This is a genomic window from uncultured Tateyamaria sp. (assembly GCF_947503705.1).
Classification (GTDB): domain Bacteria; phylum Pseudomonadota; class Alphaproteobacteria; order Rhodobacterales; family Rhodobacteraceae; genus Tateyamaria.
In genome coordinates this window covers 102686-116319 of the sequence record NZ_CANNES010000001.1, presented here as the reverse complement: position 1 = coordinate 116319, position 13634 = coordinate 102686, and the positions used below count along the sequence as shown (strand labels likewise).

At 60.7% G+C, this 13634-nt stretch carries 11 protein-coding genes, 1 pseudogene and 2 riboswitches; of the genes and pseudogenes, 7 read left to right on the top strand and 5 right to left on the bottom strand.

The window, feature by feature from the left end:
• Positions 1 to 65: 65 nt before the first annotated feature.
• A complete protein-coding gene (locus tag Q1A44_RS00580) occupies positions 66 to 1298 on the bottom strand; it encodes a D-amino acid dehydrogenase (protein ID WP_299618060.1) in 1233 nt (410 codons plus the stop codon).
• 61 nt (positions 1299 to 1359) lie between these two features.
• Positions 1360 to 1467, bottom strand: a riboswitch (glycine riboswitch).
• Between the two features lie 12 nt (positions 1468 to 1479).
• Positions 1480 to 1569, bottom strand: a riboswitch (glycine riboswitch).
• A 285-nt stretch (positions 1570 to 1854) separates the two neighbouring features.
• Positions 1855 to 2742 (bottom strand): LysR family transcriptional regulator, encoded by an 888-nt coding sequence (locus Q1A44_RS00575; RefSeq protein ID WP_299618057.1) that lies wholly within the window; start codon positions 2740 to 2742, stop codon positions 1855 to 1857.
• 195 nt (positions 2743 to 2937) lie between these two features.
• Here Q1A44_RS00575 and Q1A44_RS00570 point away from each other — a divergent pair, with 195 nt between their 5' ends.
• The 5 genes from Q1A44_RS00570 to Q1A44_RS00550 all read left to right on the top strand — a co-directional run bounded on the left by Q1A44_RS00570 (position 2938) and on the right by Q1A44_RS00550 (position 8335).
• Complete coding sequence (locus tag Q1A44_RS00570) at positions 2938 to 3951, top strand: D-cysteine desulfhydrase (protein WP_299621275.1); 1014 nt, start codon at positions 2938 to 2940, stop codon at positions 3949 to 3951.
• A 33-nt stretch (positions 3952 to 3984) separates the two neighbouring features.
• Entirely contained in the window at positions 3985 to 4944 is a 960-nt protein-coding gene (locus Q1A44_RS00565) for a glycine betaine ABC transporter substrate-binding protein (RefSeq protein ID WP_299618054.1), read from the top strand.
• Between the two features lie 78 nt (positions 4945 to 5022).
• Positions 5023 to 6078, top strand: a complete 1056-nt coding sequence (locus Q1A44_RS00560; RefSeq protein ID WP_299618051.1) for a glycine betaine/L-proline ABC transporter ATP-binding protein — start codon at positions 5023 to 5025, stop codon at positions 6076 to 6078.
• Positions 6075 to 7616 (top strand): ABC transporter permease subunit, encoded by a 1542-nt coding sequence (locus Q1A44_RS00555; RefSeq protein WP_299618048.1) that lies wholly within the window; start codon positions 6075 to 6077, stop codon positions 7614 to 7616. Before Q1A44_RS00560 ends, Q1A44_RS00555 begins: the two co-directional genes overlap by 4 nt.
• A complete protein-coding gene (locus Q1A44_RS00550; RefSeq protein WP_299618045.1) occupies positions 7613 to 8335 on the top strand; it encodes an alpha/beta fold hydrolase in 723 nt (240 codons plus the stop codon). The genes Q1A44_RS00555 and Q1A44_RS00550 overlap by 4 nt, the downstream gene beginning before the upstream one ends.
• A 35-nt stretch (positions 8336 to 8370) precedes the next feature.
• On the opposite strand, the gene Q1A44_RS00545 is transcribed toward Q1A44_RS00550, so the two are convergent.
• Complete coding sequence (locus Q1A44_RS00545) at positions 8371 to 10533, bottom strand: molybdopterin cofactor-binding domain-containing protein (RefSeq protein WP_299618042.1); 2163 nt, start codon at positions 10531 to 10533, stop codon at positions 8371 to 8373.
• A 3-nt stretch (positions 10534 to 10536) separates the two neighbouring features.
• The gene (locus tag Q1A44_RS00540) at positions 10537 to 11001 is read right to left on the bottom strand and encodes a (2Fe-2S)-binding protein (protein ID WP_299618039.1); all 465 of its coding nucleotides are present in this window, start codon (positions 10999 to 11001) and stop codon (positions 10537 to 10539) included.
• Between the two features lie 119 nt (positions 11002 to 11120).
• On the opposite strand from Q1A44_RS00540, the gene Q1A44_RS00535 reads away from it, so the two are divergent.
• On the top strand, positions 11121 to 11729 hold the full coding sequence (locus Q1A44_RS00535) for a TetR/AcrR family transcriptional regulator (protein ID WP_299618036.1): 609 nt from the start codon (positions 11121 to 11123) through the stop codon (positions 11727 to 11729).
• A gap of 261 nt (positions 11730 to 11990) precedes the next feature.
• A pseudogene (locus tag Q1A44_RS00530) lies at positions 11991 to 12619 on the top strand (tyrosine-type recombinase/integrase).
• Between the two features lie 80 nt (positions 12620 to 12699).
• Here Q1A44_RS00530 and Q1A44_RS00525 read toward each other — a convergent pair.
• Positions 12700 to 13596, bottom strand: a complete 897-nt coding sequence (locus Q1A44_RS00525) for a LysR family transcriptional regulator (RefSeq protein WP_299618033.1) — start codon at positions 13594 to 13596, stop codon at positions 12700 to 12702.
• Between the last annotated feature and the right edge of the window lie 38 nt (positions 13597 to 13634).

The window sequence follows — 13634 nt, the reverse complement described above, 5'->3', positions numbered from 1 at the left end:
TTTCTTTTTTATACAAGGCGGTATGGAATTCCCCGTAAGGCGGACCTGTGGTCCGCCCCACCGGTTCAGGCCGCGTTTTGCATGCGATCGCTGTCGATCACGTCTGCGGTCAATTGGGCCGTGCCGGCCGACAGGGTCCAACCCAAGTGCCCGTGTCCGGTGTTGTAATAGACGCCGGGTTTGGAGCCGGGGCCGACGCGGGGCATCATCGAGGGAAGCATGGGCCGCAGGCCTGCCCACGGGACGCAGTGCTCGGTCGATACGTCGGGAAAAAACGTTTCGCACCAGTCACGTAGCGGTTTGATCCGGTCGTCGCGGATGTCGAGGTTGTAGCCGTTGAACTCGGCCGTGCCTGCGATGCGGAAGCGGTTTTTGCCGAGGCGGCTGGTCACCACTTTGGCCTCGTCATCCAGCAGGCTGACCCAGGGGGCTGCGGCCTGGCTTTCGGCGTCGTCAAGGTTGACGGTGATCGAATATCCTTTGACCGGATAGATGTTCACGCGGTCGCCCAACTGGGCGGCGATGGCGCGGCTGCCCACACCTGCGCAGACAACAATACCGTCAAATTTTTCCTTTTCTGACAGGCCTGTAGACGTCCAATCCAGTTCCACGCCGGTGCCGGTGTGGTGGATGTTTGTCACCGAGGTCTTGTAGTGGAACGTCACGCCCAGCCGTTCGCAACCTTCGCTGAGCTTGCGGGCATAGCGGTGGATATCGCCGGTGAAATCGCTGGCGGTGTAAAATCCGCCGATGGTTTCGGTGCGCAGGGCGGGCTCCAGGTTTTGGACCTCGGCGGCGGACAGTTCCTGCCGTTCAAGCCCGCCCTTTTTCAGCAGCGCGTTGACGCGGCGGGCGTGATCGAACTCGGATTGTTTTTTGTAGACGTGCAGGATGCCGCGCTGTTCGATGTCGAATTCGACGCCGACCTCGGCCGCAAATTCCAGCAAGTGCGCACGGGACGCGATGGCCAGTTCGGTGGTCTGAACCGTGTTGGCCTCGTAGCGGGGGATGTTGCCCATGAATTCGGCCATCCAGGACATCTTGTGCCAGCTTGGCTTGGGGTTCACCAAGAGCGGCGCGTCCTTTTTCATCATCCATTTCAAGCCCTTAAAGATCGTGCCCCAGCGCGTCCACACTTCGGCGTTCGACGCGGAAAGCTGGCCGCCATTGGCAAAGGATGTCTCCATTGCGGCATAGCGGTTGCGGTCGAAAACGGACACGTCATAGCCGCGACGGGCCAGGGCGTAGGCAGTTGTGATGCCGGTGATACCGGCGCCGATCACGGCGATATGGGTCATTCTGGGGTCCTCCCAAGAGACGCGGTTTGATACGGACGCCCCCGGCGGCATGCCGGTGAATGCGTCCCCATCTGTCGCGTGACCTGAGAGTTTGACGCCGGTGGTCTGGCGCTTTCTCCGTCGGTGGATCAGGGGCGTCTGCACCTGACCGCTCTCCAGATTGTCGATGTTCCCTTGCGGGGCGGCTGGCACGGTTCTTGATGCCTGAGAGTTTCCGGGGCGTTGCTCCTTCGGCGGCGGAATGTGCTCCGCGCTCTCCCATGTCAGCCTTGTCGACTGCGCGTCGTATAGGAGGGCCGTGTGAGTCGCGCAACGGAAATTATGGGGGCCCGGTTTGACAGGTTAACGGACCGTGCGGTGCGGCCCATTGGGGCAACTGAGCAGTTGATGAAGCAAACTGTACGTTTTGAAACGGCGATTGTGGTGCGATTGAGGGCCAGTGCGGGAAAACATGCAGTTTTGCCGTGCAACTGTACGTTTTGATGGCCCGCCGCCCATTTATGGATCGTTTACCTTTGGCCCGTGTTAATGTTTGAACGCGGGCGGTTACTTTTGGTTAAGACTTGTTCCAGAGCGCCAGCAAGGTCGCTGCAGCCTCCACCTTGCTGTCGGCGTAGATCGCGACCTCAAGCGCCTCCTTGCCAAAGCTATTGGCAAGCGAAACCAGCGCGCCACTTTCGACCTCGCGATGAACCATGCTGTAGGGCAGCCAGCCCACGCCCAATCCGTTGAGCACCAATTCGCGGATGCCGCTGGAAAAGGCGGTTTCGCACACGGCATTGGCACTGAACACCTGGGTGCCGAATTGCCGTTCGCTGTGGAGCAGGATCTGGCCGAACGAACTGTCCTCGGGGTAAACGATGGCGGGGGTGTTTGCGGCCACCGCGCCCGCGTCGCGGATGGAAAAGCGCAGCGCGCCGCCCACCACCGGGATCAGAAAGTCGCCCCCCCAGCGTCCGCGCAACACGCCCGGCCCGAACTTCAGCGGCGCGCCCCCTTCTGCTTCGTGGCAGAGCAGCATGCTTGTGTCACCACGCAGAAACATCGACACGCAATCGCGCAGGTTGCCGGGCCGCATCCGAAACCGGATTTCGGGATGGGCATTTTTGGCGCGCAAAGCCATGTCGGGAAAGGTGGAGAATACCGACGCGTGCTGGGCTGAGATTGCAACCGTGCTGGCGGCTGCATCATGATGCGCAATTTTTGTGCGCAACTCCTTGAGCCGCGAAACGAGGGCGCGAATTTCGCCCTCGTTCGAGACCAGCGCGGGGCTGAGCCCGATCCGATTGGTTTGCCGGTCAATGAGGTCGGTGCCCACCCAGTCCTCAAAACTGCGAATCCGCCTTGAAAAAGCAGGTTGTGTGATGTTCTGGCGCGCCGCAGCACGGGTCATGTTGCCTTCCTCAAGAAGCGTCAACACATCGTCCAGCCACTGCAAATCCATCGTAATCCTCGCTTTGCCCAAAGGAAATGTATGAGCAGACATAGAAAATAGCACTGTTTTTATTGATCTGCACACGTAACGCTTTGGCCGGAACCACCGTGGGGAGCTGCCGAAGTGGCACAGACTGATCAGATTATCGCCGAAAAACCGTCCGAGCAGGCGGACCTGACCGCCAGCCGCTGCAAAGAGCTGTCTATTGCGCTGGCGCAGTTTCCGCGCGTGTCCCTGGGGCATTTCCCGACGCCATTGGAGCCGATGGATCGGTTGAGCGCGGCCTTGGGTGGCCCCCGTCTGTGGGTCAAGCGGGATGACTGCACCGGTCTGTCTTCGGGTGGGAACAAGACCCGCAAGCTGGAATACCTGATGGCCGATGCCATGGCCCATGGTGCGGACACCATCATCACCCAAGGGGCCACCCAATCCAACCACGCGCGCCAGACCGCTGCGGCGGCCGCCAAGTGCGGCATGGCCTGCCATATTCTGCTGGAGGATCGGACCGGGTCCAACGACCCCAACTATATCATGAACGGCAACGTTCTGCTGGACCGGCTGCATGGCGCGACGGTGTCAAAGCGCCCGGGCGGTGCGGATATGAATGCGGAGATGGAGCAGTTGGCCGAACAGCTGCGGGCAAAGGGGGTCAAACCCTATATCATTCCGGGCGGTGGGTCGAACGCCATTGGTGCGCTGGGCTATGTCAATGCGGCCCGCGAATTGGCCGAACAGGCGACGGGTATCGGGTTGAAAATTGATGCGCTGGTCCATGCCACGGGCAGTTCCGGCACGCAGGCCGGTCTGGTTGCGGGCCTGGCCGCCATTCAAAGCGACATTCACCTGTTGGGCATTGGTGTGCGCGCCCCGCAGGAAAAGCAGGAAGCCATGGTCTATGACCTGGCCGTCAAGACGGCGGCCCATATCGGCACAGGTGTCGAGATTGCCCGCGACCTCGTCCGCGCCAATTGCGGCTATGTCGGTGGCGGCTATGGCGTGCCCACCGATGGCATGATTGCGGCCACCAAGATGCTGGCCCAGACCGAGGGCCTTTTGTTTGACCCGGTTTATTCCGGCAAGGGCCTCGATGGACTCATCAACCTGGTCAAAACTGGATATTTCGATGGCATGGAAAATGTCGTCTTTTTGCACACGGGCGGCAGTGCGGCGCTGTTTGGCTATGCCGACAGCTTCGAATTGCCCGGCTACACCACATAACAAAAAACCAAAACGACAACATGGAGACCTGAGATGAAACTGATGAAACCCCTTATGAGCGCTGCCCTTCTGGCGGCCATCAGCGCCCCGGCCTTTGCCGAGGAAGTCAAGATCGGCGTGCCGTCCTGGACCGGTGCGCAGGCGATTGCCTATGTGCTGGGCGAGGTTGTCACCTCGCGCATTGGCGGCACCGTTGAATATGTGCCCGGCAACAATGCCACGATTTTCCAGGCTATGGATCAGGGCAAGGGCGACATTGACGTCCATCCCGATGTATGGCTGCCCAACCAGCAAAGCTTTACCCAGAAATATGTGGATGAGGCGGGCACTGTGACCCTGTCGTCGAACCCCTACGAGGGCAATCAGGGTTTTTGCGTGACCAAGGACTTTGGCGAGGCCAACAACATCACCGACATTGCCGATCTGGGTCGCCCGGATGTGGCCGCGTTGATGGACAGCGATGGCAACGGTCTGGGTGAGATGTGGATTGGTGCGCCGGGTTGGGCCTCTGCCAATGTGAACGAGGTCAAGACCCGCGATTATGGTCTGATGGATTTCATCGAGCCGATCCGCGCCGAGGAAAGCGTGAAGACCGCTCGCATCAAGGACAGCATCGCCAAGGGCGAGGGCTATGCCTTTTATTGCTACAAGCCCCATGCCGTGTGGTTCATGTTTGACGTGGAGATGCTGACCGAGCCGACATTTGATCCGGCGAAATACGTGATGGTCCAGCCTTCGGACGATGCGGACTGGTTCGAGAAATCCAGCGTGGCCACCAAGGATGCCCTGAAGCAGGTGCAGATCGCCTGGTCGAACTCGTTGGTGGATCGTTCGCCTGCGATTGCCGATTTCTTTGCCAACTTTGCCCTGACCGCCGATGACGTGTCGGGTCTGGCCTATGAGATCAGCGCCAATGGTGCCGACCCTGCGGATGCAGCGGCGGCCTGGGTTGCGGCGAATTCTGACCGTGTGGATGCGATGCTGGGCCTCTGAGCCCGGTTTCTGCCAAAGCATTGCAGCACCGGCCCCGGTCGGTGCTGCCCACCCCACCCCAACCATGCGGGTCCTGTCATGAGCCAAGACACTGTCATCGAGATTTCGAACGTCTGGAAAATCTTTGGCGCCAAGCCCGAGGCCGCCTTGCAGGCGATCCGGGATCGGGGTCTGACCAAGGCGCAGGTGCTGGCCGAATATAATGCCGTTGTCGGCGTGGCCGATGTGAGCCTGACGGTGAACCGCGGCGAGATTTTCTGCATCATGGGTCTGTCGGGCAGTGGCAAGTCAACATTGGTCCGTCACTTCAACCGGTTGCTGGAGCCCACCGACGGCAAGATCGAGATCGAGGGCGTGGACGTGATGGCCCTTGGGCCGAAGGAGTTGCAAGGCTTTCGCAACCAGAAGATCGGCATGGTGTTTCAGAACTTTGCCCTGATGCCCCACCGGTCGGTGCTGGACAACGTGGCCATGCCCCTGGAGATTCGTCAGGTGGCCAAGAACGAGCGGATGCGTCAGGCGGCCGCGATCCTCGACATTGTAGAGCTGGGCGCCTGGGGCGCAAAATTTGCCCATGAGCTGTCGGGCGGGATGCAGCAGCGTGTGGGCCTGGCCCGTGCCTTGGCCGCGAACCCCGATGTATTGCTGATGGACGAGCCGTTTTCGGCCCTTGATCCGCTGATCCGCCGCCAGTTGCAGGACGAGTTCATTCGCCTGTCCAAGATTCTGAAAAAGACCACTGTGTTCATCACCCATGACCTCGACGAGGCCGTGCGCATCGGCGACCGCATCGCCATCATGCGCGACGGCAAGATGGTGCAGATGGGCACCGCCGAGGATATCGTGATGAACCCGGCCGATGATTATGTGGCCGATTTCGTGGCCGGGATTTCGCGCCTGAAGGTGGTCCATGCGGGGGCGGTGATGCAGCCGATTGACGCCTTTGTCGCCGCTGATGGGCCATTGCCTGCGGATGTGCACCGGGTGGCAGAGACCGAGACGCTAAGCACGCTGATCAACATGGCCATCGACGATACCAAGCCGATCATCGTGGCTGACGGCGGCACGGACCTGGGTGTGATCACACGGGCGGATTTGCTGCGCACGGTTGTGGAAGGGACGGAAATGTCATGAAAGATCAGGACTTTAACCCGCTCGAAGACACGGAAGGCGAGGCGGCGCTGGCCTATGCCGAGGAGCGTCGCGAGAACATCCGCACCTTTGTGCGCACCAGCCCGGACTACTACATCGCGAACTTTGACAAGGTGGGCGCGTCGGCCCGGTTTACCCCGACCTTCAATGCGATGGCGGGTCTGTTTGGCCCGATCTGGTTCGGGGCGCGGGGCCTGTGGTCTTGGGCGCTGTCCTTTCTGGTGATCGAAGCCATTGCCTTTGTGCAGATTGCGCGCGGCCTTTTTGGTGATCTGGCCGCAGACGCCATGGCGCGCATCGCGTCGATTGAGGGCACGCTGGATTTGCGCCGCCAGCAACTGGCCGCCGCCATCGAGAGCGGATCGGACAGGGTGGACGCGTTTCAGCGCGCCGTGGACGGGTTGGAGGCCAATATCGGCGGCATTCGTGCCGAGGCCGAAGCGTTGGCCGAGACGGGCCCGACCATCGCCTTGACGGGCCTTGTCATCCTGATCCTGGCCAAGGCGGCCCAGGCGACGGTGGCCAACTGGGCGCTGGAGGCCCGGTTTTCCGATTGGTTGTCGGATCGTACACTTCGCTCTGGCATGCCGGTGCGGGAGATCGTGTTCAGCGCGATATTCATGATCCTGATCGTGGCTGTGGCCATGGTCCACTACAGTTTCCCGGATCGCTATGCCTTGCTGAGCGATTTTCCGACGAACCCGGAGATCAGGCTGACCAGCATTGACGGGGTGGAGGCGTTTTTCAATTGGGCCGTCCTGAACGGTGAGGCCCTGTTTGACGGGATCACCTATGGCATTCGGCTGATGCTGGACGCGCTTGAGCTGATCTTTGTCAGTACCCCTTGGATCGTGATTGCGGCCTTGATCGTGCTCTTGACCTGGTTGACGGCGGGGGTGCGTATGGCGATCTATTCGGGGGCGTTCCTGTCGTATATGGGCCTTTTGGGGTTCTGGGAAAAGGCGATGACGACGCTGGCCCTGCTGGGCACAGCCGCGTGTCTGTCCATCATCATCGGTATTCCGCTGGGCATGTTTGCGGCGCGGCGGCCCCGGTTCTATTCCTTTATCCAGCCGATCATGGATTTCATGCAGACGATGCCTGCCTTTGTTTTCATGATCCCTGTCATCGCCTTCTTTGGCACCGGCAAACCGGCGGCTGTTGTAACCACGATGATCTTTGGCGGGACGCCTGTGGTCCGTCTGACTGTGCTGGGCCTGCGCGGGGTGCCCGAGAGCGTGCGCGAGGCGGCCATCAGTTTTGGCGCGAACAAGTGGTATTTGCTGACCAAGGTGGATTTGCCTTTGGCCAGCCCGTCGATCCGGGCGGGGATCAACCAGACCATCATGCTATCGCTGGCGATGGTTGTGGTCGCGTCGCTGATCGGGGCCAAGGGCCTGGGTGAGGACGTGCTGGAAGCGCTGCAATATGCCAATGTGGGGCAGGGGATTCTGGCAGGCTTTGCCATCCTGTTCTGTGCCATGATCCTGGACCGCATCGTGCAGGGCCAGCGCAAGTGACCCATCTGGTGCTTGTCCATGGGTTCATGGGCGGCAGCGCGCAATGGGCGGATCAGATCACCGCACTGGCGGATCGCTTTGATATCATTGCCGTTGACCTGCCCGGGTTTGGTGCCAATGCGCGCGCGCCTGCGATTGATACGATTGGCGGATTTGCCGATTGGGTCATTGCGCATCTGCGCGACCGTGGTGTGGATCACTATCACCTGATGGGCCATTCAATGGGTGGCATGATCGTGCAGGAGATGGCCCGCCGTGATGCGGGCCGTGTGGACCGTTTGATATTATATGCAACGGGAGCCATTGGCGTGTTGCCGGGCCGGTTCGAGACCATCGCCGAGAGCAAGGCGCGCGCTGTGGCGGATGGGTCGGTGGCGACCGCCCGACGGATTTCGGCCACCTGGTTTTTGGACTGCGCGGCGGCCCCCGGCTATGAGGGCTGCGCACGGATTGCGGAGCAGGCCAGTGCCGACGCAATTCAGGCGGGGCTGGACGCGATGGAAGCGTGGTCTGGTCAGGATGCCTTGGCCGATATTGCGGCGGAGACGCTGATCATCTGGGGAGACCGGGATCGGACCTATACCTGGGCCCAGATCGGTGGGTTGATGAAGGGTGTTCCGCGCACGCAATTGTCTGTCGTTCCGGGGTGCTCCCATGCGGTGCATCTGGAAAAACCGTCGGTCTTCAACGGGATCCTGCGTGACTTTCTGACAGCTTAGGCGCTGCCGGGGCGGACCCGGCAGCGCCTTGTGATTCAGGCGAATTCGACGCCGTCATTGATCATGGGCAGAACGCCCACGATGGTGCCGGTCTGTGCAATCGCGTTGGCCAGCGCCGGCGCGGCGGGGGGCGTGCCCGGCTCGCCAATGCCGGTGGGTGGCTCGGCGGAGGCGACGATATGCGTCTCGATCGCGCCGATATCCCGCATCCGCAGCGGCTCGTAATCGGGGAAGTTGTATTGGTCCACGACGCCGCCCGTTAGCGTGATCTCGTCCCGCATGACGTGGCCGAGGCCGTAGCCGACGCCGCCCTCGATCTGGGCCTTGATCACGTCGGGGTTCACTGCGATGCCGCAATCGACGGCGCAGGTGACCTTTTCGATCTGGATGCCTGTGTCGGCGGTGCCCGAAACCTCCACCACCTCGGCCACAAAGCTGCCAAAGCTTTTGTGCACGGCGATCCCTTGGGTCCGGCCCGCAGGCGCGTTGCCCCAATTGCCTTTTTCCGCGGCGAGTTTCAGCACCCCTGCCTTGCGTTTGGCATCGGTGCTGTCGCCCAGATAGGCGAGCCGGAATTCCACCGGATCGCGCCCGGCGGCGCGGGCGGCCATGTCCATCATCACCTCCATCGCGTGGGCGGTGTGGGTGTGCCCAACCGACCGCCACCAGAGCGTGCTGGTCGCCTTTTTCGTATCGGTGAGGCCCACATGCATGCCCGGGATGGTGTAGGGCGTGTCGGCCGTGCCCTCGACCGAGGAATGGTCAACGCCGTCATGGACTGCAAAGGCTTCGAACGCGGTGCCTTTCATGATCGACTGGCCCGCGATGCGGTGATCCCATGCGACGATGTCGCCCGTGTCAGAGAGCCCCACACGCACCTTGTGCCCAAAAGCGGGGCGGTAATAGCCGCCGCGCATGTCGTCCTCGCGGCTCCAGACCAGTTTTACGGGGCGGGTTCGGTCGGTGATCACAAAGGCCAGCGCCGCCTCGACCTGATAGTCGGCGGTGGGCGTGGCGCGGCGACCGAAGGAGCCGCCAGCAAGCATCGTGTTGATCCGCACCTTGTCCATTGGCAGGTCAAAGATCTGGGCCATGGCCATATGCGGCCCGGTTGGCATTTGCGCGCCGTCATGCAGCGTGACACCACCATCCTCGTTGGCCTCGATGGTGCAATTCAGCGGCTCCATCGCGGCGTGGGCGAGCAGGGGGAAGTAGAATGTCTGCTCGATCACCTGGGCGGCCTGATCCATCGGGGCCGGATCGTTTTTCAACACGTTGTATTCGGCGTCTGCATCCAGCGCCGCCATGATTTCGGCCTTGATCTGGGTGCTGTCGCGGGTTTCTGCGTTTGACAGATCCCATTCGACACTCAGCGCCTCGCGGGCCTGCATCGCGGCCCAGGTGTTTTCGGCATAGACCGCGACGGCGGCGTTGTTGGGCAGGGTCGCGGCCCGGATGAACCCTTTGACCTCGCGCGCGGCGCTGTCGTCAAAGCCGGCCACGAGGCCGCCCTGTTGGGGCGGGCGGGCAAGCATGGCGATCATCTGGTTCGGCAGGTACACGTCCATGGCGTACATCGCGGTGCCGTCGCCCTTGATCTTGCTGTCGAGGCGGCGGATGTCGGGATTGCCGATGAGGCGCCATTGATCGGGGGTTTTCAGGGTCGGCTCGGCCGGGGCTTCCAATTCGGTTGCGGCTGCGACGAAATCACCGAGGGGCATGGGGGTGCCCGCGCCTGTGACCATTCCGTCCACGATGTCGAGTGTGCCCGCGTCCACGCCGGTGGCCTGAGCCGCAGCGTCAAGGATCACAGCGCGTGCGGCGGCCCCGGCGGTGCGGTACTGCATGAAGGAATTGGCCATGGCGGTCGAGCCGCCGGTGCCCTGGATCTGGCCAAAGGCGAGGTTGGCGTAGAGTTCGGGGTTCGAAGGCGCAAATTCATAATCAATCTGGTCCATGGTCACGCCAATTTCCTCGGCGATCAGCGTCGACAGACCAGTGGCGGGGCCCTGACCCTTTTCAAAGTGCTTGATGATCGCAATGACGCGGCCATCGGCGCCGATTTTTACAAAGGGATTGATCTGGGCCGTGCTGCCCCCGGCGGCCAGCGCCCCGTTTGGTTTGAGGCCGACAACAAGGACGGCACCGGCGGCGGCGGCCCCTTTGAGGAACCCGCGACGGGATGTGTTGAGTGTCATCGCTTAACCCTCCATAATCTCGGAAGCGCGTTGGATGCCCGCGCGGATGCGTTGGTAGGTGGCGCAGCGGCATGCGTTGCCGTCCATGTAGTCGTGGATATCCCCGACCGATGGTTTGGGGTTTTCTGTCAGCAGGCCCACGGCCGACATGATCTGGCCCGACTGGCAATAGCCGCATTGGACGACGTCCAACTCTTCCCAAGCCTGCTGGATCGCGGCCCCTTCCTTGGTGGCGCCGATCGCCTCGATTGTGGTGATCTCGGCCCCTGCGACGTCCTCTGCCGCCGTGATGCAGGAGCGCATTGGAAACCCGTCCACATGCACGGTGCAGGCCCCGCAGGACGCGACCCCGCATCCGAATTTGGTGCCGGTCATCTGCAATTCGTCCCGCAGCACCCACAATAGGGGCGTGCCGGGTTCGGCGTCGACAGTATGTTCAACGCCGTTCAATTTCAGTACAAGGCTCATGCCGTTCCTCCTGCTGCGACCGGGATACCGGTGGTAAACTGTGGAGTTTACACTAGGCAGAGAATTGACAGCTGTAAACCCATGCGTTTACCCAGATAGAGCACAACGGATTTTTGACAATGTACACCGATCCAATTGAGGCCGCGCCCGAAGACAAGCGCGAGCAGATTTATCAGGCGGCTGTTGCGGAATTTCAGGAGAAGGGTTTTCGCGAGGCGAGCATGGACCGGATTTCGGCGCGTGCCGGGGCGTCCAAGCGGACGGTGTATAAGTACTTTGAAAGTAAGGAAAAACTGTTTCAGGAGCTGATCTATCGCCACTGGGCCCGCTTTGCCGAGACCCTGAATGTGACCTATGAGCCGGGCCGAGATATCCGCGATCAGTTGACGGCCCTGGGCCGGGCGGAGGGGGCGTTGCTGACCTCGCCCGAGGTGATGGCCATGACCCGTCTGGTGATGAGCGAGGTGTTGCGCAGCCCCGAACTGGTCGAGGAAAATCAGGAAAAGACGGATTTCAAGGCGGCGTTCGAGGTGATGCTGCGCGCGGCGGCGGCAGACGGCCAATTGCGCATCGACGACCCCCGCCAGGCCGCCGAAGAGTTCATCGCCCTGATCAAGGGCAAGGCCTTCTGGCCGGTGGTGTTCGGCGCGCCCGTGGTGTCGGTGACCGAGATGGAGCAGATCGTGGACAGCAGCGTGGCGATGATCATGAGCCGGTATGGGGTTTGAACGCGGATTTATTATTGGCGTTGTAGATTGGGTTTAGAAAGGCAAGCGGACGTTGGCGCAGCACGCGGCGAAGGGGTCATCTGAGCCCATTCTGTGAATTCAGTTTTCTTGCTGCGTGCGCACGCAGCAAGAAGATTGCTGCAATGGCCACATCTAGGGCAATGTTCGTTTGTGAAGAAAGCGGCCATTCAACATATGCTATGTTTTGCCGTCAGCGCGGTGCTGATGACAGGGCACGGAGGGAGGATCGGAGGGCAAATCATGCCAAGAGTCCAACTTCCCGCAACTACCCCAAAACGCAGGGCCTGGAACAAGGGGCGGATCATTGGTCAGAAGCGGCCGCTGTTACCGAAGCAGGTCTGGGCAATCCGGGCGCGTCTCGAACTCGCTCGCAATCTCAGGGTTCTGTCTTTGTTCAACGTTGCCATCGACAGCAAGTTGCGCGGCTGTGATTTGGTCAAACTCGAGGTCAGCGATCTGGTGAAGGATGGTCGGGTGCGCGAGCGCGTTTCGGTCATTCAGAGTAAAACCAAGCGACCCGTTCAGTTCGAGTTGACAGAAAACACGTGTGAGACCGTGTTGGCTTGGGTCAAATCACCTGAAATGTTCGCGTGCCGGTTCATGGTTCCAAGTCGCTTCCACGGCCGCCCGCACATCTCAACATGGCAATATGGTCGGATTGTACGAGATTGGGGACTTCCATTGGTCTGGAACCAAGTGGGTACGGCACGCACTCGTTGCGACGGACAAAAGCCGCGGAGATTTGACGAAAGACCGGCAATCTCCGCGCCGTTCAGCTGCTCGGGCACACCAAGGTCGACAGCACTGTGCGTTATCTAGGCGTCGAACTGGACGATGCTCTGAGCATCGCAGAGCGTATCGATATCTGACCCACCTTGGCGAGCGGCACTGCCCTTCGCCATTTCGAGGCGGTTCCCTTTTCTTCGAGTTGTTGAAGTGACCCCAAAAGTCAGTTGAGACTTGGCTCCTGTCGAAGCCGCTTTTTGGCCAGGTCCAGAAAACTGCGGGCCTTTGTAGAGACACGTCGGCCCTCATAGTGGACCAAATGAATGGGGAGATGTTCGGGTTCAAAGTCTTCGAGGACTGTTTTCAAGGCACCAGACTGAAGATCCGGGCCAACCTGATACGACAAAACACGCGTAAGGCCCCATCCCGATCTTGCAAGGGAGACTGCGGACGCGACGCTAGTTGTGGCAAGTGTGGGTGTTACGCGCGCAATAATGTCCTGCTTCTTACCGAGGCGCCATTCACTGTTCAGCGTTGTCGTTGGAGTTTCGACAATGCGGTGATTTGCAAGATCATCCGGTGTCTGCGGCAAACCATGTTCGGCAAAATAGTCAGGCGCGCCGCAGATGACCCGACGCACGCGACCAACCTTGACGGCCATCAATCCAGCTGCGGTCAGCGGCCCGATCCGCACACCTATGTCCAATCCTTCTTCGACAAGGTTTACCACCCGGTCGACCATCAGCATGCTGGCGGTCATTTCGGGGTAGAGGTCCAGATACTCGGCAAGAATTGGGGCAACATGTATGCGCCCGAATTCCACTGGCGACGTCAGCCTAAGCATGCCTTTCGGCACTCCAACCGCACCAGAGACACCATCATTGGCCGCATCAAGATCGGTCAGGATACCCCGAACCTCATCTAGATAGGTTCGGCCAACATCAGTCAAACGTACCACCCGCGTGGTTCGGGTGAACAGGCGCGCGCTCAAACGCTCTTCCAATTCGTTCACACCGCGCGTTGCCGATGGTGCGCTGATCCCCAGCGTACGTGCTCCGCCCGCGAAGCTGCCCGTCTCAGCCACGGCAACAAACACTTCTAATGATTGTAACCTGTCCATGATCCCTCTCGATAATTACCAATTCTGAATTAATAACT

What these genes read in the sequence shown, in the direction of transcription:
- Q1A44_RS00580 (WP_299618060.1), bottom strand. Translation starts at nt 1,298, where the DNA reads ATGACCCATATCGCCGTGATCGGCGCCGGTATCACCGGCATCACAACT.
- Q1A44_RS00545 (WP_299618042.1), bottom strand. Translation starts at nt 10,533, where the DNA reads ATGACACTCAACACATCCCGTCGCGGGTTCCTCAAAGGGGCCGCCGCC.
- Q1A44_RS00540 (WP_299618039.1), bottom strand. Translation starts at nt 11,001, where the DNA reads ATGAGCCTTGTACTGAAATTGAACGGCGTTGAACATACTGTCGACGCC.
- Q1A44_RS00525 (WP_299618033.1), bottom strand. Translation starts at nt 13,596, where the DNA reads ATGGACAGGTTACAATCATTAGAAGTGTTTGTTGCCGTGGCTGAGACG.
- Q1A44_RS00575 (WP_299618057.1), bottom strand. Translation starts at nt 2,742, where the DNA reads ATGGATTTGCAGTGGCTGGACGATGTGTTGACGCTTCTTGAGGAAGGC.
- Q1A44_RS00535 (WP_299618036.1), top strand. Translation starts at nt 11,121, where the DNA reads ATGTACACCGATCCAATTGAGGCCGCGCCCGAAGACAAGCGCGAGCAG.
- Q1A44_RS00560 (WP_299618051.1), top strand. Translation starts at nt 5,023, where the DNA reads ATGAGCCAAGACACTGTCATCGAGATTTCGAACGTCTGGAAAATCTTT.
- Q1A44_RS00555 (WP_299618048.1), top strand. Translation starts at nt 6,075, where the DNA reads ATGAAAGATCAGGACTTTAACCCGCTCGAAGACACGGAAGGCGAGGCG.
- Q1A44_RS00565 (WP_299618054.1), top strand. Translation starts at nt 3,985, where the DNA reads ATGAAACTGATGAAACCCCTTATGAGCGCTGCCCTTCTGGCGGCCATC.